The sequence below is a fragment of the Polaribacter sp. M10 genome (assembly GCF_054968445.1).
Genome location: NZ_JBSSBG010000020.1, coordinates 1 through 18,919 on the forward strand (window position 1 = coordinate 1; position 18,919 = coordinate 18,919).

20 protein-coding genes are annotated in these 18,919 nt (G+C 31.0%); 12 read left to right on the plus strand and 8 right to left on the minus strand.

All coding sequences use genetic code 11. The annotated features are described in order from the left end of the window. Positions 1 to 893: 893 nt before the first annotated feature. Entirely contained in the window at positions 894 to 1,706 is an 813-nt protein-coding gene (locus ACWYN7_RS14725) for an RDD family protein (protein ID WP_462860731.1), read from the minus strand. A gap of 21 nt (positions 1,707 to 1,727) precedes the next feature. Here ACWYN7_RS14725 and ACWYN7_RS14730 point away from each other — a divergent pair, with 21 nt between their 5' ends. The 8 genes from ACWYN7_RS14730 (at position 1,728) to ACWYN7_RS14765 (ending at position 9,396) form a co-directional block, all read left to right on the plus strand. Then, the gene (locus ACWYN7_RS14730) at positions 1,728 to 2,693 is read left to right on the plus strand and encodes a stage II sporulation protein M (RefSeq protein WP_462860732.1); all 966 of its coding nucleotides are present in this window, start codon (positions 1,728 to 1,730) and stop codon (positions 2,691 to 2,693) included. Further along, positions 2,694 to 3,458, plus strand: coding sequence for a hypothetical protein (locus tag ACWYN7_RS14735; RefSeq protein ID WP_462860733.1), 765 nt, complete (start codon positions 2,694 to 2,696; stop codon positions 3,456 to 3,458). Then, positions 3,458 to 4,675 carry a DUF4350 domain-containing protein gene (locus ACWYN7_RS14740; protein WP_462860734.1) on the plus strand — a complete coding sequence of 406 codons (1,218 nt, stop codon included), beginning with the start codon at positions 3,458 to 3,460 and terminating at the stop codon, positions 4,673 to 4,675. Before ACWYN7_RS14735 ends, ACWYN7_RS14740 begins: the two co-directional genes overlap by 1 nt. Positions 4,676 to 4,679: 4 nt before the next feature. Next, the gene (locus ACWYN7_RS14745; protein WP_462860735.1) at positions 4,680 to 5,705 is read left to right on the plus strand and encodes an AAA family ATPase; all 1,026 of its coding nucleotides are present in this window, start codon (positions 4,680 to 4,682) and stop codon (positions 5,703 to 5,705) included. 132 nt (positions 5,706 to 5,837) lie between these two features. Further along, a complete protein-coding gene (locus tag ACWYN7_RS14750) occupies positions 5,838 to 7,172 on the plus strand; it encodes a DUF58 domain-containing protein (RefSeq protein WP_462860736.1) in 1,335 nt (444 codons plus the stop codon). Positions 7,173 to 7,200: 28 nt separating this feature from the next. Next, on the plus strand, positions 7,201 to 7,584 hold the full coding sequence (locus ACWYN7_RS14755; RefSeq protein ID WP_462860737.1) for a DUF805 domain-containing protein: 384 nt from the start codon (positions 7,201 to 7,203) through the stop codon (positions 7,582 to 7,584). 12 nt (positions 7,585 to 7,596) lie between these two features. Next, on the plus strand, positions 7,597 to 8,013 hold the full coding sequence (locus tag ACWYN7_RS14760; RefSeq protein WP_462860738.1) for a DUF805 domain-containing protein: 417 nt from the start codon (positions 7,597 to 7,599) through the stop codon (positions 8,011 to 8,013). 177 nt (positions 8,014 to 8,190) lie between these two features. Continuing rightward, entirely contained in the window at positions 8,191 to 9,396 is a 1,206-nt protein-coding gene (locus ACWYN7_RS14765; RefSeq protein WP_462860739.1) for a multidrug effflux MFS transporter, read from the plus strand. 3 nt (positions 9,397 to 9,399) lie between these two features. Here ACWYN7_RS14765 and ACWYN7_RS14770 read toward each other — a convergent pair whose 3' ends face one another. Further along, on the minus strand, positions 9,400 to 9,942 hold the full coding sequence (locus ACWYN7_RS14770; protein WP_462860740.1) for a DUF4251 domain-containing protein: 543 nt from the start codon (positions 9,940 to 9,942) through the stop codon (positions 9,400 to 9,402). Positions 9,943 to 10,055: 113 nt separating this feature from the next. Here ACWYN7_RS14770 and ACWYN7_RS14775 point away from each other — a divergent pair, with 113 nt between their 5' ends. Further along, positions 10,056 to 10,760 carry a pseudouridine synthase gene (locus ACWYN7_RS14775; protein WP_462860741.1) on the plus strand — a complete coding sequence of 235 codons (705 nt, stop codon included), beginning with the start codon at positions 10,056 to 10,058 and terminating at the stop codon, positions 10,758 to 10,760. Between the two features lie 82 nt (positions 10,761 to 10,842). On the opposite strand, the gene ACWYN7_RS14780 is transcribed toward ACWYN7_RS14775, so the two are convergent. The 5 genes from ACWYN7_RS14780 to ACWYN7_RS14800 all read right to left on the minus strand — a co-directional run bounded on the left by ACWYN7_RS14780 (position 10,843) and on the right by ACWYN7_RS14800 (position 15,751). After that, positions 10,843 to 11,025 (minus strand): CPXCG motif-containing cysteine-rich protein, encoded by a 183-nt coding sequence (locus ACWYN7_RS14780; protein WP_462860787.1) that lies wholly within the window; start codon positions 11,023 to 11,025, stop codon positions 10,843 to 10,845. Further along, positions 11,022 to 12,029 carry an NADP-dependent oxidoreductase gene (locus tag ACWYN7_RS14785; protein ID WP_462860742.1) on the minus strand — a complete coding sequence of 336 codons (1,008 nt, stop codon included), beginning with the start codon at positions 12,027 to 12,029 and terminating at the stop codon, positions 11,022 to 11,024. Before ACWYN7_RS14785 ends, ACWYN7_RS14780 begins: the two co-directional genes overlap by 4 nt. An 11-nt stretch (positions 12,030 to 12,040) precedes the next feature. Continuing rightward, complete coding sequence (locus tag ACWYN7_RS14790) at positions 12,041 to 14,032, minus strand: alpha-ketoacid dehydrogenase subunit alpha/beta (RefSeq protein ID WP_462860743.1); 1,992 nt, start codon at positions 14,030 to 14,032, stop codon at positions 12,041 to 12,043. 105 nt (positions 14,033 to 14,137) lie between these two features. Beyond that, positions 14,138 to 14,617, minus strand: coding sequence for an Lrp/AsnC family transcriptional regulator (locus tag ACWYN7_RS14795; protein WP_068359914.1), 480 nt, complete (start codon positions 14,615 to 14,617; stop codon positions 14,138 to 14,140). Positions 14,618 to 14,692: 75 nt separating this feature from the next. Beyond that, positions 14,693 to 15,751 carry a M14 family metallopeptidase gene (locus ACWYN7_RS14800; RefSeq protein ID WP_462860744.1) on the minus strand — a complete coding sequence of 353 codons (1,059 nt, stop codon included), beginning with the start codon at positions 15,749 to 15,751 and terminating at the stop codon, positions 14,693 to 14,695. 343 nt (positions 15,752 to 16,094) lie between these two features. On the opposite strand from ACWYN7_RS14800, the gene ACWYN7_RS14805 reads away from it, so the two are divergent. Genes ACWYN7_RS14805 through ACWYN7_RS14815 form a run of 3 tightly spaced genes read left to right on the plus strand, consistent with a single transcriptional unit; the run spans position 16,095 to position 17,615 of the window. Beyond that, positions 16,095 to 16,448 (plus strand): helix-turn-helix domain-containing protein, encoded by a 354-nt coding sequence (locus ACWYN7_RS14805; protein ID WP_459485871.1) that lies wholly within the window; start codon positions 16,095 to 16,097, stop codon positions 16,446 to 16,448. Between the two features lie 14 nt (positions 16,449 to 16,462). After that, complete coding sequence (locus tag ACWYN7_RS14810; protein ID WP_462860745.1) at positions 16,463 to 17,242, plus strand: HipA family kinase; 780 nt, start codon at positions 16,463 to 16,465, stop codon at positions 17,240 to 17,242. Continuing rightward, on the plus strand, positions 17,232 to 17,615 hold the full coding sequence (locus ACWYN7_RS14815; RefSeq protein ID WP_462860746.1) for a DUF3037 domain-containing protein: 384 nt from the start codon (positions 17,232 to 17,234) through the stop codon (positions 17,613 to 17,615). The genes ACWYN7_RS14810 and ACWYN7_RS14815 overlap by 11 nt, the downstream gene beginning before the upstream one ends. On the opposite strand, the gene ACWYN7_RS14820 is transcribed toward ACWYN7_RS14815, so the two are convergent. Further along, the gene (locus ACWYN7_RS14820) at positions 17,610 to 18,914 is read right to left on the minus strand and encodes a leucine-rich repeat-containing protein kinase family protein (protein ID WP_462860747.1); all 1,305 of its coding nucleotides are present in this window, start codon (positions 18,912 to 18,914) and stop codon (positions 17,610 to 17,612) included. The genes ACWYN7_RS14815 and ACWYN7_RS14820 overlap by 6 nt on opposite strands. Positions 18,915 to 18,919 lie beyond the last annotated feature (5 nt).

Sequence of the window (18,919 nt, forward strand, 5' to 3'; positions counted from 1 at the left end):
TACTCAAGCGGCCAACGAGGACGGACTGTAACTCCGTTGACTATGTCTTCGCAGGTTCGAATCCTGCTCTCCCCACACTTTAAACCAGTCGTCATTGCGAACGAAACGATAGTGCAGTAAAGCAATCTTTGAATGTCAACTAACAATTTACTATAACAGTAAATAACTTCATAAATACAATTCTACAAACAATTACAATTAACATTCAATTACTGTCATTCCTGCGTAGGCAGGAATCTCCTCATTAACTATTAGACCTTTTAAAAACAATAGGAGAGAGGAATGTAATATTTTAGTGAGTTAGTAATAAATATCATTGACTAAAAAAATATTAAGATATTTATAAAGTTAGAATCTATTCTAAAATATAGAGAAACGAACCGTAATTGTTTCCAAAATTATATGTAAATCTTGATTTTTTTGTTAAAGTCTGTGCTGAACATGATTCAGTATTTTAATCAAGGAAAAATGAAAATACTAATAAATGAATAGTAAAATCTTTTTTCTATTTAACATAATAACACAAGTGTTTTGTATATCTAAATATTAGATTTCTCAATCGCATGACATTTCGTTTTAAATGGCAGTTTATAATTTACAGTTTATTTATGAATACAGATATTTCCGATACACATACAAAGAACTTAAATACATTATAAATTTTAAACACCATAATTTCACTTCATTAAGCATAGTTTACAAATAATGTCATCTCGAATGTAATGGAGAAATCATATATAAAAAACTATATATAGTATATTAATCATTTTAAATAAAATGGCTATTAAACATCACTAGAATCAAACAACACTAATAGTGTTATAATTTATATTATGTAAAATAGAATATTTTAAAACCAACCTATTGGCGGAGATTCAACATAAAATATCAAATTACATGTTTTGTGTGTAGTAATTGTAATCCTTTAAAATAGTATCAATAAATTCAGAATCACTTTTGTGTACAGATTTAATGTCGGTTACTTCCAAGATTTTGGTACGCAATTTAATTAAGGTCTTAAAATCGTTATTTTTAACGGCATTCTTAAAGGTCTCTTTAATAATTCTTGCATCGTTGTCAGATAATTTAATAACGTTGGCATATGTAGGCACATAAGTATCCTTAATATTTTCTAAAATGGTTTCAGAAAATTTAACATCATCCTTTAAATAAATCACTATGGTATTGGCAATAATATCACCAAAACGCTGACTCTTTGGGGTTAAAATAATCAACAGAAACCCCACCAGTTTCCCAAAAACAAATAAGCTCATTAACAACCCTGCTTGATCGCCAAATCCTAAGGAAGCTGCGTAAATAAAAATAAGAATAAACAAATTAAAATCGATAATGCGTAAAAACCATCTAATAATATAATCGGTAATAGACGGTTTAAAACCATCTACATTAATCACTTTAATTTTTAACAGGCGTTTGCCTAAGGTTTGCCCATCCATCAGAATTTCAGAATACAGCGTATAAAATGTAATGGGCAATAAAAAAAGCACTTCTATGGCTCTTATGGTCCAACCATCGTTGCTTAAAGTATCGTCTAACAGGTTAAATCCAAACAATTTAGCAGCAAAATAGAAATAGGCAAACTTAATTACATTATCTACCGTAAAAGCCAAAAGACGCTGAAATACATTTGCTGCCGTAAATTTAATGTTTACATTTTGTGCTGTTTTTATTTGGAGTGTTTTCATGCAATGATTAAATTCGCTCTAATGAGAGAGGTCGCTTTTATAAAGCAAAATAAAGAAAAATGGCTTGAATTTGAACAAGGATTTAAAAATAATAACAAAAAAAATCCTGATGATATTGCCAACTTGCATATAAAAATTATGAATGATTTGGTATATGCGCAAACCTATTACCCTAAAAGTAAGGTTACTGTATATTTAAACAAGTTAGCCAAAAACAGTTTCGACCATGTGTACGATGCCAAAAGAACGGATAAAAATCCGTTTCTCTACTTCTTTTTAGACAAAGTACCACTACTCTGCTACAAATACCGCAGTTATTTCTATTTGTCTTTCATTGTCTTTTTTGTCTGTTTTTTTGTAGGATTATTATCTACCTTTAATGATGAAACCTTTGCCAGACAAATTCTAGGAGACAATTATATAGACATGACCCTAGAAAATATAGAAAGTGGCGATGCTATGGCTGTTTACAAAGGCGGCAGCAATTGGGGGACTTTTATTGGCATTTACGACAACAACCAACGTGTAGGATTGTACATGTTTTTATCGGGAATTTTTCTGGGGATTGGTACTGCTTTTTACATTATTAAAAATGCCATTATGGTGGCTGTGTTTCAGGCGTTCTTTTACCAATACAATAGTTTGTTCGATAGTTTAAAGGGCATTTGGATTCATGGAACTTACGAGATTTTCGGAATAATTATAGAAGCTGCAGCTGGTTATATTATTGGCGCAAGTATTTTATTTCCAGGCACTTTAAAACGTTTTGAATCCTTTAAAAAAGGAATTAGAGATGCTTTTTATATCTTTATCAGTACCATTCCGTTTACCATAATTGCTGCATTTTTAGAAGGTTATGTTACACGATATTCCAACAAAATGCCGGTTGTTTTTTGCTTTTTAATTATTGGTTTTAGTTTGGTAAGCATTAGTTATTATTATTTGATTTTGCCTTATAAAGTGGCACGTAAACACAGTTTAAGGTAAATGAAAACACTATTGGCTTCCCTCCTTTTTTGGTGTACATTTTTTGTACAAGCGCAAGTAAATTCGGCTGTAGATTCCGTTTATATTCAGGTTGATGATATTGTAGAGGCTATAATAGATTCTACAGCGTTTCAAAAAGATACGATTGTGTATCAGAAAAACACAGTTATAGCTGCAGAAAGAGTGTTTACAACCGATATTAACGAAAAATACAAAGGCAAAGATTTTGAATATACAGAAGACAAAACAGTAAAACAAGAAGAAGCACCTAAAAAGAATTCAGGGTCACCACTACTAGGAATGTTTGCTTTTTTTATGTCGACTATTTTCCCTTTTCTATTAGGAGGTTTTGTCATATTTGTCATTTTAAAATCCGTTTTGGGTATCGATGCCCGTTTTTGGCAAAAAACCAATAAGGCCAAGGTAACATCAACGCAATTGATTTACGAAGACGAAGACATTAACGAAATGAACTTACAAGGCCTATTGCAACAAGCCATTGACCGCAAAGAGTATCGCTTGGCCATTAGATATTATTATTTAACCACTTTAAAAGCACTGTCTAACAAACAATTCATCGATTATCATAAAGACAAAACCAATTCAGAATACCTTTTCGAGATAGAAAACACTCAAACCAGAACCGAGTTTTCTTACCTTTCTTATGTGTTTTCTTATGTTTGGTATGGCGAATTTGCTGTGGATGAAAATAGCTTTCAAATAGCCCAAAATAAGTATCAATCTTTTTTAAAAACTTTAGTTTGATGCTGATAAGGAAAATAGTAAAAATACCATTGCTCTTTATAACAACTTTAGTTCTACTTACAAGTTGTAACAAAACCAATTGGGACGAAAATTACCGCGAAAAAGAAAAAAGTCCTTTTGGTACTTATATCATTTACAATGAGGTGGATGATCTTTTCCCCAACCAAGAAATTGTACAATTAAAAGAAAACTTCTACGATTATCTATTTTTAAATTACGATAGCTCTAAAGCTGATTTTGGCAACTATATTTGTATTAAAAATACTGCCAATAAATTACCAGAAGAGGGTGTAACAGATTTGTTATCTTTTGTATACAATGGTAATAATGCTTTTATTTCTTTAAATTATTTTAGTGATGATTTGTTAACTCAGTTAGACATCACCACCAATAATCTAGACAAAAATGTGTACAATAAGGCAGCATTAAAAGCCTTAAAAGGTGAATTCTCTCTAGTAGATGAACGTTTTGAAGATCAGCAATTTACCTTTGATAGAAACATACAAAGGCACTATTTTGTAACGTATAACGAAGACAAAACCATGGTATTAGGCAATGCCAAAATAGACGGAGAATTAGTACCGAACTTTTTAAAGATTTATCATGGTAAAGGGGCTATTTATGTACATAGCAACCCGATTGTATTTACCAATTACAATTTATTAAAAGACAAAGAGAAGTATGCAGCACACCTACTCTCCTATTTGCCATCGAATACCATTTTTTGGGATCCTCAAATAAAATGGAGCAAATATGCCAACAATAGAGCCAAAGACCAAGACTCCGTGTTTAAATTCTTTCTACAACACAAAACCCTTACTTGGTTTTTGTTTGTGGCTTTGGCAGGCGTTTTATTGTTTATGCTTTTTAATTTTAGAAGAAAACAACGTGCCATACCTGTAATACATCCGTTGCAAAATACCACAGTTGCTTTTACACAAACCATTGCAAGTTTGTATTTAAAAGAGCAGAATCATAAGAATTTAGTCGATAAGAAGATCGCCTATTTCTTAGAAAAAGTACGCACAAAATACTTGCTAAATACCACCAATTTAAACAAAGAGTTTATTAGAGATTTAGCAGCAAAATCGGATAATGAAATTAGAAATACCAAATATTTAATCAATACAATAATCACTTTAAATAAAAAGTCAGAATGCTCTGAAGAAGAGTTAATTGTACTTCATAAAATGATTGTAAAATTCTTTAAAAAATAAGTTTATGGAAACACCAAATGAGCCATTGCAACAACCAGAACATATAGAAACACCAAACAACCTAGCCTTTGAGAGTAGAATCGATTTGTCTGAATTGCAAGAAAGTGTTTTTAAAATAAAACAACAACTGCAAAAGGTAATTGTAGGTCAAAAAGAAATGATGGATTTGCTGCTAGTTTCGTTATTAGCAAATGGCCATATTTTAATAGAAGGTGTACCAGGAGTTGCCAAAACCATTACAGCCAAATTATTGTCTAAAACCATTAATGTAGGCTTTAGTAGAATTCAGTTTACACCAGATTTAATGCCTTCGGATATTTTGGGTACTTCTGTTTTTAATGTAAAAACCTCTGAATTTGAGTTTAAAAAAGGGCCTATATTCTCTAACATGATTTTAATTGACGAGATTAACAGAGCACCAGCCAAAACACAAGCAGCCATGTTTGAAGTAATGGAAGAAAAGCAAGTAACTATGGATGGAACAACTTATACCATGCAAGAGCCATTTATAGTATTAGCCACGCAAAACCCTATAGAACAAGAAGGTACTTACAGATTGCCAGAAGCACAATTAGATCGTTTTCTGTTTAAAGTGATTATAGAATACCCAAATGCAGAAGAGGAATTGCAAATTATAATGCGAGAACAAGCCTTAGAAAACACCACTAAAGTGGAAAAAATTGAAGCAATTATAGATGGTGCTAAAATAGTAGAATACAGAAGTTTAGTCAACCAAATAAAAATAGAAGAAAACCTGTTAAAATACATTGCGAATATTGTAGTGAATACACGTACCAATTCCTTTTTGTATTTAGGGGCTTCACCAAGAGCTAGTATTGCTATTTTATCGGCATCTAAAGCCTTTGCAGCCATAGAAGGTCGTGATTTTGTTACACCAGAAGACATTAAAAAAGCCACCATTCCTGTTTTGCAACACAGAGTTATTGTTACACCAGAAAGAGAAATGGAAGGATTAACAAGCAAACAAATTATAGCACAAATTATAGAGGCAGTAGAAATACCTAGGTAGGTTTACAGTGGGCAGTAGGCAGTAAGCAGTTGGCACTAAGCAGTAAAACAATCTATTGAGATGTCATTTCGAGTGATTTTGAGGAACAAAAAATAGTATCGAGAAATCTAAACATAAACAATTACACAGTAAGTGAAACATTTTTACAACACATTATTCTTAAACCATCGATTCTTTTATGCACTCGCCATAATTGCAACCTTATTTGTTGTTGGTTTTTTTGCGCCTATCTTTTTCGAGGTTTCTAAAGTGTTGTTATTTATGCTAATTGTGCTAACATTTATAGATATTTTAATCTTATATCAAACTAAAAAAGGAATTCATATAGATCGTAATTTACCAGAAAGGTTGTCTAATGGCGATGAAAATAAGATCTCGTTGTTCATCAAAAACAATTATCCTTTTGTAGCACATTTATCATTAATAGAAGAATTGCCTTATCAGTTTCAAAAGCGTGACTTTATTTTTAAACAAATCATTCTAAAAAAAGAAGACAAAACACTGCATTACAAATTAACTCCCAAAGAAAGAGGTGTTTATTTGTTTGGTCATGTAAATGTATATGCCAATTCAGCCTTGCAATTGGCAACACGAAAATATGTTTTAGGTGATGAAAAAGAACTCAAATGCTATCCATCCTTCTTAAAATTAAAAGAGTTTGATATTCAGAATTTTAACAGTTCTACCACTTCTTATGGATCTAAAAAAGTACGTAGAATTGGGCATTCTTTAGAATTTGAACAAATTAAAGAATATGTTTCTGGTGATGATATTAGAACCCTAAACTGGAAAGCCACTGCCAAAAGAAGTCAATTAATGGTGAATCAATATGTAGAAGAAAGATCGCAATCGGTTTATGCCATTATCGATAAAGGACGTGCCATGCAAATGACTTTTGATGGATTAAGTCTGTTAGATTATGCTGTAAATGCAACTTTAGCCATTAGCAATGTCATCTTAAAAAAACAAGACAAAGCTGGGATGCTCTCTTTTTCTACAAAATTAGAAGATTGGGTGGTTGCCGAACGCAGAAACTCGCAAATGAGCTTAATTTCTGAGGCCTTACACAATATTAAAACCAATTTCGAAGAACCTGATTTTAGTACTTTATATTCCGTGGTAAAAAGAAAAATAACCCACAGAAGTTTATTAATTCTTTTCACCAACTTCGAAACTATTGATGGTTTAAACAGACAACTCCCCTATTTAAGAGCCTTAGCTAAAAACCATTTGGTATTAGTGGTGTTCTTTAAAAACACAACATTAGATGCTTTAATTGATTCAGAATCAGAAGATATTCAAGGAGTTTATGACAGTATTATTGCAGAGAAGTTTATGTACGAAAAGAAACGTATTGTAAACGAATTAAAAAAGTACGGCATACAGTCTGTATTGACCAAACCACAAGATTTAACAGGCGCAAGTATCAACAAATATTTAGAATTAAAATCGAGAGGTTTGTTCTAATTTATTAAATTTGAAAAAAAATGTAACTATGAATTGGTATTTAAAAGTATTAAAACAATACGCAGATTTTAAAGGTAGAGCAAGACGAAAAGAATATTGGATGTTTGTATTAATTAATACAATCATTTCTATGTTAATGATGTTATTAGATGAACTTTTAGGTACAACTTATGGACCTTTAAATGAAGAAGGTTATTTTGATACATTTTATACTTTAGCCACTCTTGTCCCTTACTTGGCTGTAAGCGCTAGAAGATTGCACGACGTTGGTAAAAGTGGTTGGTATATGTTAATCCCAATTTACAATTTAATTCTTTTTTGCACAGATGGCGAATATGATGTTAATAAATGGGGAGCAAACCCAAAGCACGATCAGCAAGAGTTAATGATAAATGAAATAGGAAAAGAATAAAAAAAGGCAACTATGAATTGGTATGTAAAAGTATTAAAACAATACGCAGATTTTAAAGGTAGAGCAAGGCGAAAAGAATATTGGATGTTTTTTTTAATTCATCTACTCATTTTAATTGGTTTATCCTTTTTACTTGTATTTATTTCTGGTGGATTGGTTGATAATGGTGAACCAAGCACACTAGGTTTGGTAATTATTGGTGGCTATTTTTTAGCGACTATTTTACCAACATTGGCTGTTACTGTAAGAAGATTACATGATACTGATAAAAGTGGTTGGTGGTATTTAATTACATTAGTACCGTATATTGGTCGTTTTATCATATTAATTTTTACTTGTATGGAGAGTTATCATGGCACAAACAAATGGGGAGAAAACCCAAAAGGTGTTGGTAACGAAAAACTAATCAACCAAATAGGAAAAGAATAATAAAATATCTTGATTGGTTCCTAAAAGGAATCCAAACTGTAGTGCAAGCCAAATAACTTTTTAACCAAAGGATTTTCTATTCAAAAATATATTTATTCGATTATCTTCTTTTTTTTTTTGCATTTGTTTTAGAGTTTTAACTATTTAGTGTAAGTAATATCACCTAATTTTGCGGCCATGAAAATAAAGCAAAAATCGGAGTTAGAATTTATTATTGTAATGGCCTCTTTAATGTCTTTAGTTGCCTTATCTATAGACGCATTATTGCCAGCCATTGAAAGTATTAGCACTTCGTTAAATGTTGTAGATCAGCACAATAATCAATTGTTAATTACAATGATTTTTTTAGGTTTAGGAGTGGGACAATTAATTTCTGGACCATTATCAGATAGTTTTGGGAGAAAACCTGTTATTTATGTAGGATTTATCATTTTTGCGATAGCCAGTTTTATTTGCATTTTTTCCACAAGCTTAGAAATGATGATTTTTGGAAGAATACTACAAGGTATGGGGCTTTCTGCACCAAGAACCATAAGTATTGCCATGGTTAGAGATCGTTTTAGTGGTAATTATATGGCTAAAGTAATGTCTTTTGTAGTGGCTATATTTATTCTTGTACCTGTAATTGCGCCTGCTATTGGTAAAATAATAGTAGATGCTTATGGTTGGAAAGCCATTTTTTACAGTCAGTTAATGTTAGGTGCTTTTTTTATGATTTGGTTCTGGCAAAGACAGCCAGAAACCTTAAAACCAGAAAATAAAAAGAAGTTTAAATTCACTCTGTTTATAGAAGGTAGCAAAACGTTTATAAAGGATAAATATGCCGTAATTTTTACTATTTTTTCAGGATTTATCACAGGTTCTTTTATGGTCTATTTAAGCGCTAGTCAGCAAATCTTCGAAAGTCAATACAATTTAAAAGAAGAGTTTCCTTTTATTTTTGCAGGTTTAGCTTTTGGTATCGGACTTTCTACTTTTTTAAATGGGACGTTAGTCGTAAAATTCGGAATGTTGAAATTGGTAAAAATGTTTGCAATCATTTTTACAATCATTCCTTTAATCTATACAGTTTTGTTTTATGGAGAACCTAACCCAAGTGTGTCTGTTTTAATTGTCTTTTTCTGGTTTCAATTTTTCGCTTTAGGATTTTTATTCGGAAATACAAGAGCATTAGCCATGAACAATATTGGGCATATTGCAGGAATTGGAGCTGCTTTAAATGGATTTGTTTCTACAATTATGGCTGTGCCTATTGCCACATTTATAGGTAGTTATATCAGCACTTCTGCTTTACCCCTATTTTTAGGCTTTCTATTCTGTGGTACAATTTCTTTAGGATTAATTCAATATTTGGAATTTTCTAAGAGAAAAGCAATTTCGTAAAAACTAATTTGTTTCTACTGATTCTTGCCAAGTACCATTGTAACTGATATTGCTTCTATGGCTGCTGTTAATTGATAAAGTAGCTTTGTTATTTACAAACAGAATTAAATTAATATTTAGGTTTTCATCTTTGGTTTTTACAAAGTATTTTAGAGAATACCTGTTTTTCTTTTTGTTAAAAGTAGTAGATGTTTTTTCTGGAATGCCTTCAAATTTTAGCCCCACATCAGAACCATAAGTACCACCAATTTGTCTTACTCCATAATAAGGTAATTCAAAAGAAATAGAATCGTTGTTTACTCTAAAATAATTCGAATTCCCAATTAAATTGATGTTTGCCATATTGCTACCTACAGGCAATAAATTTTCTAAACCTCTAACATTAGCCATAGGCATTGGGTTTGCAGAACCTGCAGTAAACTCAAAATGATTGTTGGCAACCATTTTTTGTAAAGCCTCAAGTTCTGGTATGCTAACTGTACTTTTACAAGCTGTAAAAAACAGTACAGAAATCACTAAAAATAAATATCGAAATTTGAAATTCATAAAATATTGATATATAGTGTTTTAAATTTACTAAAAAAGAATTGAAAATCAATTAAAATAATCTTAAAAATTTAATACTAAAATATAGTATTTTTATCCTCTTAAATTAAAAAATGAGTTTAGAAATTATTTTTGAAGACGATTATTTGCTATGTGTAAGTAAACCTAATAATGTTTTGGTACATCATGCCTATCATTCTAGAAATGTGGCAGATGAAGCCTCTTTATTGCAAATTATAAAAAATGAAACGGATTTAAAAGTATATCCCATTCATAGATTAGATCGTAAAACCTCAGGAATTATTTTATTGGCAAAAGAAAAAGAATATGTTGCTAAGTTTCAAGAATTGTTTACTAACGATGTAATTCAGAAAACCTATTTTGGGGTCGTTCGTGGTTTTTCTCCGGATGTAAAAACCATAGATTCTCCTGTAAAAGGTCGCGATGCAAATGTACACAAAGATGCATTAACAGAATTAAAAACATTAGCAAACATCACTTTAGATATTCCTGTAAAACCCTATGATTCTTCACGTTACAGTTTGGTTCAATTATCACCAAAAACAGGAAGAATGCATCAATTAAGAGTGCATATGAATAAAATCAGTCACCCTTTAATTGGCGATGCAAAATATGGTGATAAAAATCACGATGTAATGTATGCTGAAAACTTTGGCTGGCAAAACTTGTTTTTACACGCAGGGAAATTAGAGTTTACACATCCTTTTTCATCAGAAAAACTAATTTTACAAGCTAGTTTTCCAAAAGATTGGTTGGCTTTGTTTGATGAGTTTGATTGGGAAAATCCTTTAGTATAAAGAAAATAAGAAAACTATATGGAGTTCAAAACTTTAGGAACTTATGAAACCTACAAGGTTTTAAAAACCTTGCAGGTTGTTTTTACTGTTCTATAGACTGTGCATTAAAACCAATTAATTCGCCGTTTTCAAAGGCAGGTGAAACCTCAATAGGATTGCAACAAACCTCACAATCTTCGATATATGTTTGTTGTTGAACACTACTATCTAATAACATTGAAATTTCTTCCCAACAATAAGGGCATTGAAAAAAATGTTCCACTATTCTTCGATTACTTTTAAAACTAATTTGCCTTTTTTATCCCCAGAAAATAATCTGTGATAGGTTTCTTGAAAGTTTTCTATGCCTTCGTAAATATCTTCTTTCGATTTTAATTTACCTTCTTGCATCCAAGTGCCCAATTGTTGTGCAGCTTCACCAAACTTATCAGCATAATCCATAACTACCATGCCTTGCATTGTAGATCTGGTGATTAATAACGACAAGTAATTGCTTGGTCCGTTTATTTTAGATGTATTGTTGTATTGAGAAATGGCGCCACAAATTACCACTCTTGCATGTTTATTTAATTTAGTCAATGCTGCATCTAAAATTGCGCCACCAACATTATCGAAATACACATCAATTCCATCAGGACATTTTTTCTTTAAAGCTGTATAAATATTTTCTGATTTATAGTCGATTGCATCATCAAAACCTAATTCATTTACTACATAATCGCACTTTTCTTTTCCACCAGCAATTCCGATAACTGTACAACCTTTAATTTTTGCTATTTGCCCTACAATACTACCAACAGCGCCAGCAGCTCCAGAAACCAAGACAATATCTCCTTTTTTAATTTTACCAACTTCTGTAATTCCGAAATAAGCAGTCATACCAGGCATCCCTAAAGTACCAATATACACAGGCATTTGCGCTAAATTGGTGTCAACTTTATACCAATTATCGCCATTGGTAATTACAAATTGTTGTACACCACCCCAACCCGAAATTACATCGCCAACGCTAAAATTTGGGTTACCATTATTTTTGATAATTGTACCAATAGAACCCGCTCTCATAACAGCATCTAAAGCAACTGGTGGAATGTAAGATTTAGAATCATTCATCCAACCACGCATTGCAGGATCTAATGAAATATAATGCTGTTGTACTAAAATTTCGCCTTCTTTTAACTCCGGAATTTTATTTGATTCTAATTGCCAAGTATCAGAATCTGGGGCTCCTACAGGACGTTTTTTTAAGATGATTTGTTTATTTTTCATGTATGTTTTAATTAATATTGATGTAAAAATTGTATTCTTTCTTTTAATTTATTTTTTGATAAATATTGTTGTTCTAAATCTGCTTGAAAAGGAATGGGTGTATCTAAACTTGCCACACGTTGCACAGGCGCATCTAAAAATTCAAAACAATTTTCGTTGATTAATGCTGATATTTCACTTGCAATTCCGCCAAAAAGTGAATCTTCTTGTACAATCATTGCTTTTCCTGTTTTTTTAACGGATGAATAAATCGTATCAATATCTAAAGGTTGTAAAGTTCTTAAATCAATTACATCAGCATAAATATTTGATAGATTTTCTAATGCTTCTAAAACCCAATGCACTGCAGCTCCATAGCTAATAATTGTAAGGTGTATTCCTTGTTGTACTAAGTTTGCTTTGCCTATTTCTGTAGTATAATACTCTTCAGAAACATCTTGATACACAGATCTATACAATGCTTTATGTTCAAAAAACAAAACAGGATTTGGGTCTTGAATTGCACTAATTAATAACCCTTTTGCATCTTGAGGAAATGCAGGATAAACAACCTTTAATCCAGGCGTTTTTGTAAACCAAGCCTCATTAGTTTGACTGTGAAAAGGACCAGCCCCAACTCCTGCTCCACAAGGCATTCTAATAACAACATCTACAGCTTGTCCCCATCTGTAATGCGATTTTGCTAATAGATTTACAATCGGATTAAAACCAGAAGAAACAAAATCTGCAAACTGCATTTCTACCACTGATTTAATGCCATTTACAGCCAAACCATAAGCTGTGCTTACAATTATGGATTCGCAAATAGGTGTATTTCTCACTCTTTCTTTTCCAAATTTTTCTAAAAAACCTTCTGTAATTTTAAACACTCCACCATATGCTGCAATATCTTGACCCATAATTACCAAATCAGCATGTTTTTCCATGGCTAATTTTAATCCATCAGAAATTGCATCAACAAAACGAATCTTTTTTTTGTTTGATGAAGGTTTGATTAGCTGATAATTAAAAGGTTTAAAAACATCATTCAATTCTGTTTCTAAATTCGGAATTATGTTTTCTTCGTCAAACGCGAGTTGTAAATGCTCATTGATTTCAGCCGTAATTTCTTTTTTATATTCATCGATTAAAGAACTGGTTAAAACCCCTTTATTTATTAAGTAGTTTTCAAAATTATCAATTGGATCTCTGGCTTTCCAAAACGCTAACACATCTTCAGGAACATATTTTGTGCCACTAGCCTCTTCATGACCACGAACTCGAAATGTTTTAAACTCAATTAAAATGGGTCTCGGATTTTTACGAATACTTTTCGCAAGTTCATCCACTTTAGTGTAAACTTCTAAAATATTATTGCCATCTATAATAAGACTTTCCATTCCATAGCCAATACCTTTATCAGCAATATTTTTACAATTAAATTGCTCTGAATTGGGCGTAGACAAGCCATAACCATTATTTTCTATGCAAAATAAAACGGGTAAATTCCAAACAGACGCAACATTTAACGCTTCATGAAAATCGCCTTCACTTGTGCCACCTTCACCAGAAAAAACAGCACAAATTTTATTATTGTTTTTTAGTTTGTTGGCCAAGGCAATTCCGTTTGCAATTCCCAATTGAGGCCCTAAATGCGAAATCATACCAACAATCTTGAATTCTTGTGTACCAAAATGAAAACTTCTGTCTCTGCCTTTGGTAAATCCGTTTGCTTTACCTTGCCACTGAGAAAATAATCGATGTAAAGGAATCCCTCTATTTGTAAAAACACCAAGATTTCGATGCATGGGTAAAATATATTCCTCTTTCTCTAAAGCTAAAGTTACACCTACAGCAATCGCTTCTTGCCCAATACCAGAAAACCATTTCGATATTTTGCCTTGACGCAACAGAATTAGCATCTTTTCCTCGATTAAACGAGGTTTTAATAAACTTTTGTATAAATGCAATAAAGAAGCAGTATTAAAGCTTGTATTTAAAGAATAATCAATATTTAAAGGCATTAAATCTGTTTTTGGCAACCCTAACAAATATAAATAACTTTATTCCATAAAAAAATCCTTATCATTTTTTGTGATAAGGATTGTAGAATTGATGTGATTTTATTTCTATAATTCAGCAAAAATTGCGTGCATCATACGTTTTTTATCGTTAATGCTTTCTTCTAGTGCAATCATTGTTTCAGTTCTGTTTACACCTGGTACATCATCAATTTGATAAATAATGTCTTTAGCATCGTTAGTGCCTTTAGCTCTTACTTTACAAAAGATATTGTATTTGCCAGCAGTTACATACGCAACAGTTACGTTTGGTATTTTTCTTAAGTTTTCGATAACACTTTGCGTCATAGATGTTTTCTCTAAATAAACCCCAACATGAGCTATAAAAGAATACCCCATTTTTTCGTAATTTAAGGTTAACGTAGAGCCTTGAATAATGCCTTCATCTTCCATTTTTTTAACACGAACGTGAATGGTTCCTGCAGAAACTAACAGTTGCTTAGCAATGTCTGTAAAGGGAGTTCTAGCATTTTCAATTAATATATCTAAAATTTGATGATCGATTTCGTCTAAGATAAATTTTTTCATTTTTATATATAATTCAATTTATAAGACAAATTTATGAATTTAATTTAACTAAACAAGTATAATTTTGATAAATACCTAAATAATTTTATCTTCGAAAACGATTTCGTTATGTCCGAATTTGCCATTTAGTGCTGTTTCCTCTTGCTCAATTAATTTAGAAACCAATTGATTATTTACAATTTCATCTTGGTATTGATAGGCTTTATTAAGTTGATTATCAGTATATTTATGAATTACATCGTAAAATATTTTAGCATTATTTGGGATGTCGAAATAAGGCGAGTAATGAGAAAAATCGTCAGAAACTGCAATGTGAAAAATACCTTGTAAAATTGAATAAAAAGTATATTCTCTAGAAATTTCTCTGTCATAATCATCAGGATAATGTCCTGACTCAATTAAAATGGTATTATACCCTAATTTCTGAAAATTATCTCCTGTAGCTGTTGGATAAAACTCATCTGTGTATCTACCCACAAAACCAGGAATCATTTGTTGTAATAAACTATTCATGGCTACAATTACATTCATAGTTTCTTTTCTGCCTTCTGTAATTGCTCTTGTTTCTTCTTCTGATGGCGCTAAAAATGATATTGTTGCTGGATTTTTAGTGCCTTCTACTCCAAAAATAGTTCTTTGATCGTGCAAATTGAAACAAAACTGCGGATTAAATTGCTCTAAAGTGTTTCTTAACAATAAGCTTTCTTTTGCAACTCGATCTACAGCATCTCTGTTTAAATCAATTCCATTAGCGTTAATTCTTGTGTAGGCTTGTGCACCATCAGGATTTAACATCGGAATAAATACTAACGTACATTCTTTTAAAATGGTTTCTAAAATTTGATTTGAGGTATTAGAAAAACAATTAAACAGATCAAAAAGTGCTTTAGTACCTGTACTTTCGTTTCCATGCATTTGAGACCATAACAAAATCTTCTTTTTACCTGAACCAATTTTTAAAGTATAAATAAGTCGTTCTTCTTCCGAAGTTCCAAGTTCATGTATTTCGAAAACTGCAAGATGCTTCTTAAGTAATTTTTCGATGTCTTTAAATGTAATCCATTTGCCAAAAAGCTCGGTTTCTTTTTGTTCTTTAAAAATGGTTTTTAAAATTTCGGGTGATAAAATATTCACTGAGTTGTATTTAGAACGACAAATTTAGACTATTGTAAATTAGTATACAATTCTATATTTACAATTGTAAATTGCTGTGATGTTACAAATGTAAATCAGAAAACACTGTCCATTTGTTAACTTTGTAAACTAATTTTTCAGAATAGGTTTTTAAGTTATTTTAAAAAATAAAAATAATCAATACTAGAATTAAAAATACCTGTAAAATACTTATAATAAATTGTTTAATAAGTTTTATTAAAGTATTGGTTTAATCAATATATTATCAATTAAAAGAATCAGTATAAAAAAATTGGATGCTATTTTATATTGATTTACATTTGTAATAAACAAGCTATTTACAATGTTAAACAGTTTAGAATTTACAACTCGAATAAAAAAAATAATGGATTATCATCAACTAACAGCATCTTTATTTGCTGATAAAATTGGTGTACAACGTTCTAGTATTTCTCATATTTTATCAGGCAGAAATAAACCGAGTTTAGATTTTATTCTTAAAATTACTTCTCAATTTAATGATGTAGATATTGATTGGTTGATAAAAGGAGAAGGAACTTATCCAAAGAAAATTGAAAAAAAAGAGGTTGCTTCTACTCCAACTTTGTTTTCAAATCCGTCTACAAGTGATGAAAAAAAGATTCAAAGAATTGTTGTTTTTTATTCTGATGGAACTTTTGAGGAATATCACAAATAACATATCTTAGTTTTATGAAAACAATTGATATTAGAACTGTAAATGTGGTGCAGTATGTTCAACCTTTAAGAGAAGGTGGTTCTTTGCCTGCTATTGTAAAAGCTGATGACGGATTTTTATATGTTCTAAAATTTAGAGGTGCAGGACAAGGAAAAAAGGCTTTGATATCAGAATTTATTGGTGGCGAATTGGCTAGAGCTATTGGTTTACATGTTCCTGAATTGGTTTTTATGAATTTAGATGATTCTTTCAGTAAAACTGAACCTGATGAAGAAATTCAAGATTTATTAAAATTTAGTGTAGGCCTTAATTTAGGATTACATTTTTTATCTAGCGCTATTACCTACGATCCTTTAGTTTCTATTGCAGATGAATTTACAGCCTCTAAAGTGGTCATTTTAGACAGTTTAATTAGCAATATTGATAGAACAGCAAAAAACACCAATCTTTTAAATTGGAACAACGAACTTTGGATTATAGATAATGGAGCGAGTTTCTATTTTCATCATAATTGGGAAACTTGGGAAAATCATTTAACTCGAACTTTTCCTTTAATTAAAGATCATGTTTTACTACCCAAAGCGACTCAATTACAAGAAGCTTCTAAAGAAATTAAGCAATTGATTACTCATGATGTAATAACAGAAATTGTTTCTAATATTCCTGAAGATTGGTTGATTAACGAAGGTGAAACTTTAACAACCAACGAAATGAGAGCTGCTTACAATCAGTTTTTATGTGCAAAACTTACAATGATTGATAAATTGGTAAAAGAAGCTGAAGATGCAAGATAAAGTTACTTTTGAATATGCCATTATTAGAATTGTACCCAAAGTGGAGCGTGAAGAATTCTTTAATATTGGCGTGATTCTTTTCTCGAAAAGAAAGAAGTTTTTAAATATGAAATATCATATTAATCCTGATAAATTAAAGGCTTTTGCTCCAGATTTAGAAGTTGATTTTTTAAATGATTATCTAAAAGCCTGGAAATTAATTTGCGATGGAAAATCTACAGGAGGAAAAATAGCCGAGTTTGAAATTTCTGATCGTTTTAGATGGTTGGCTGCTTGTAGAAGTACTATTATTCAGAGTTCTAAAACACATCCAGGCCTATGTGATGATCCAGAAAAAGAGCTTCAAGATATTTTTAAAAAATATGTTTTATAAAGTAAAACTATCGAGTTTAGCTAAAATATCTGAAAAATTAGGACGCTGATTTACAATAGAATATAAGCAATCATCCATCAAATTAACTAGTGCTTTGTATTTAGAATTTTCAATTTCTGATTTATCAACTAAATTTAATAAATCTTCTAATAAGCAACCAAAAGCCCTAACTTCTACCCTTTCAATTTTTTTTGAAATTTGAGAATTTCTATCATAAAAAGAAGCTGCTCCAAAATCACCAAAAAGAATTTCTGAAGTATTATTGATTAAAATATTATGCGCATACAAATCTCCATGATGAATCCCTTTATTGTGCAAATGATTAGCAACTGAAGCCATACTTTTGGCTATTTTTAAAACTTCATCCATCGTAAAATGCTTATCCTCAAAAACATCTCTTGTGCAAGTTGCTAAACTTGGCGGATTTCCTAAATTGATAAAACTCGGCGCTATCAATTTCATTAATAAAGCATTTTTATTTTCTGGATGCTCCTTAATTTTTCCTAAAATCGGGATTAAATTTTTATGATTTCCTGCAGCAATAGACGCTTTCATTTCATCTTCTGGCAAACCATCACTCGTAACATCACCTTTAAAAACTTTTAGAGCAACATCTTGATTTTTAGAAACCCAATGCGCTTTTGATATAATTCCTGAAGCTCCTTGACCCAACACATCATTTACTTTAAAATCATTCCAATCATAAGATTTTATTGTAGATTCAACTTTTATAGAATTAGTAATCGGATTTCCTCCAAAAGCAATCCAAGATAATTTTGGCAAAGAAAACAACCAAGTTGGTAACGTTTCTAATTGATTTGATGAAATTCTAAGCAGCTCTAAATTGTGGCAGTTTGCCATTTCTTTGGGCAATTCTTTAATCTGATTTCCTGCGATTGGAAATTTTTGTAGAAACTGACAAGTACCAATGCTTTTGGGTAATTTTTTAATTTTATTGTTGGTTAAAATCAACCATCTTAATAAAGGCGGAAATGCATTTTCTGGAACGATTTCAATTTGATTGGCTTTAAAACCAATCATGCTTAATAAAGGTAATTGCGATAAAATTTTTGGAAATTCAGAAAACTTATTGTTTTCGAAAAAAACGATTCTTAAATTTTTAAGTAAAATAAAATCATCTGGTAAAGCTGACAAGTGATTGTCAGACAAATCTAAAATTTCTAAACTATCTGCTAAACTGTAGATTTCTTTAGGAAAATCGGTTAAACCCGCTGCTAATTTTAGCTTTTTAATTCCTTTTAATTTACCCGCTTTTAAATCCTTTAAAGTATGCATCATATTTG

Bases quoted from the DNA above. Each gene is read 5' to 3' on its own strand.
- ACWYN7_RS14810 (WP_462860745.1), top strand. From the start codon at position 16,463: ATGAAAACAATTGATATTAGAACTGTAAATGTGGTGCAGTATGTTCAA.
- ACWYN7_RS14730 (WP_462860732.1), top strand. From the start codon at position 1,728: ATGAGAGAGGTCGCTTTTATAAAGCAAAATAAAGAAAAATGGCTTGAA.
- ACWYN7_RS14815 (WP_462860746.1), top strand. From the start codon at position 17,232: ATGCAAGATAAAGTTACTTTTGAATATGCCATTATTAGAATTGTACCC.
- ACWYN7_RS14770 (WP_462860740.1), bottom strand. From the start codon at position 9,942: ATGAATTTCAAATTTCGATATTTATTTTTAGTGATTTCTGTACTGTTT.
- ACWYN7_RS14740 (WP_462860734.1), top strand. From the start codon at position 3,458: ATGCTGATAAGGAAAATAGTAAAAATACCATTGCTCTTTATAACAACT.
- ACWYN7_RS14805 (WP_459485871.1), top strand. From the start codon at position 16,095: ATGTTAAACAGTTTAGAATTTACAACTCGAATAAAAAAAATAATGGAT.
- ACWYN7_RS14745 (WP_462860735.1), top strand. From the start codon at position 4,680: ATGGAAACACCAAATGAGCCATTGCAACAACCAGAACATATAGAAACA.
- ACWYN7_RS14775 (WP_462860741.1), top strand. From the start codon at position 10,056: ATGAGTTTAGAAATTATTTTTGAAGACGATTATTTGCTATGTGTAAGT.
- ACWYN7_RS14760 (WP_462860738.1), top strand. From the start codon at position 7,597: ATGAATTGGTATGTAAAAGTATTAAAACAATACGCAGATTTTAAAGGT.
- ACWYN7_RS14795 (WP_068359914.1), bottom strand. From the start codon at position 14,617: ATGAAAAAATTTATCTTAGACGAAATCGATCATCAAATTTTAGATATA.
- ACWYN7_RS14755 (WP_462860737.1), top strand. From the start codon at position 7,201: ATGAATTGGTATTTAAAAGTATTAAAACAATACGCAGATTTTAAAGGT.
- ACWYN7_RS14785 (WP_462860742.1), bottom strand. From the start codon at position 12,029: ATGAAAAATAAACAAATCATCTTAAAAAAACGTCCTGTAGGAGCCCCA.
- ACWYN7_RS14790 (WP_462860743.1), bottom strand. From the start codon at position 14,032: ATGCCTTTAAATATTGATTATTCTTTAAATACAAGCTTTAATACTGCT.
- ACWYN7_RS14725 (WP_462860731.1), bottom strand. From the start codon at position 1,706: ATGAAAACACTCCAAATAAAAACAGCACAAAATGTAAACATTAAATTT.
- ACWYN7_RS14765 (WP_462860739.1), top strand. From the start codon at position 8,191: ATGAAAATAAAGCAAAAATCGGAGTTAGAATTTATTATTGTAATGGCC.
- ACWYN7_RS14820 (WP_462860747.1), bottom strand. From the start codon at position 18,914: ATGATGCATACTTTAAAGGATTTAAAAGCGGGTAAATTAAAAGGAATT.
- ACWYN7_RS14735 (WP_462860733.1), top strand. From the start codon at position 2,694: ATGAAAACACTATTGGCTTCCCTCCTTTTTTGGTGTACATTTTTTGTA.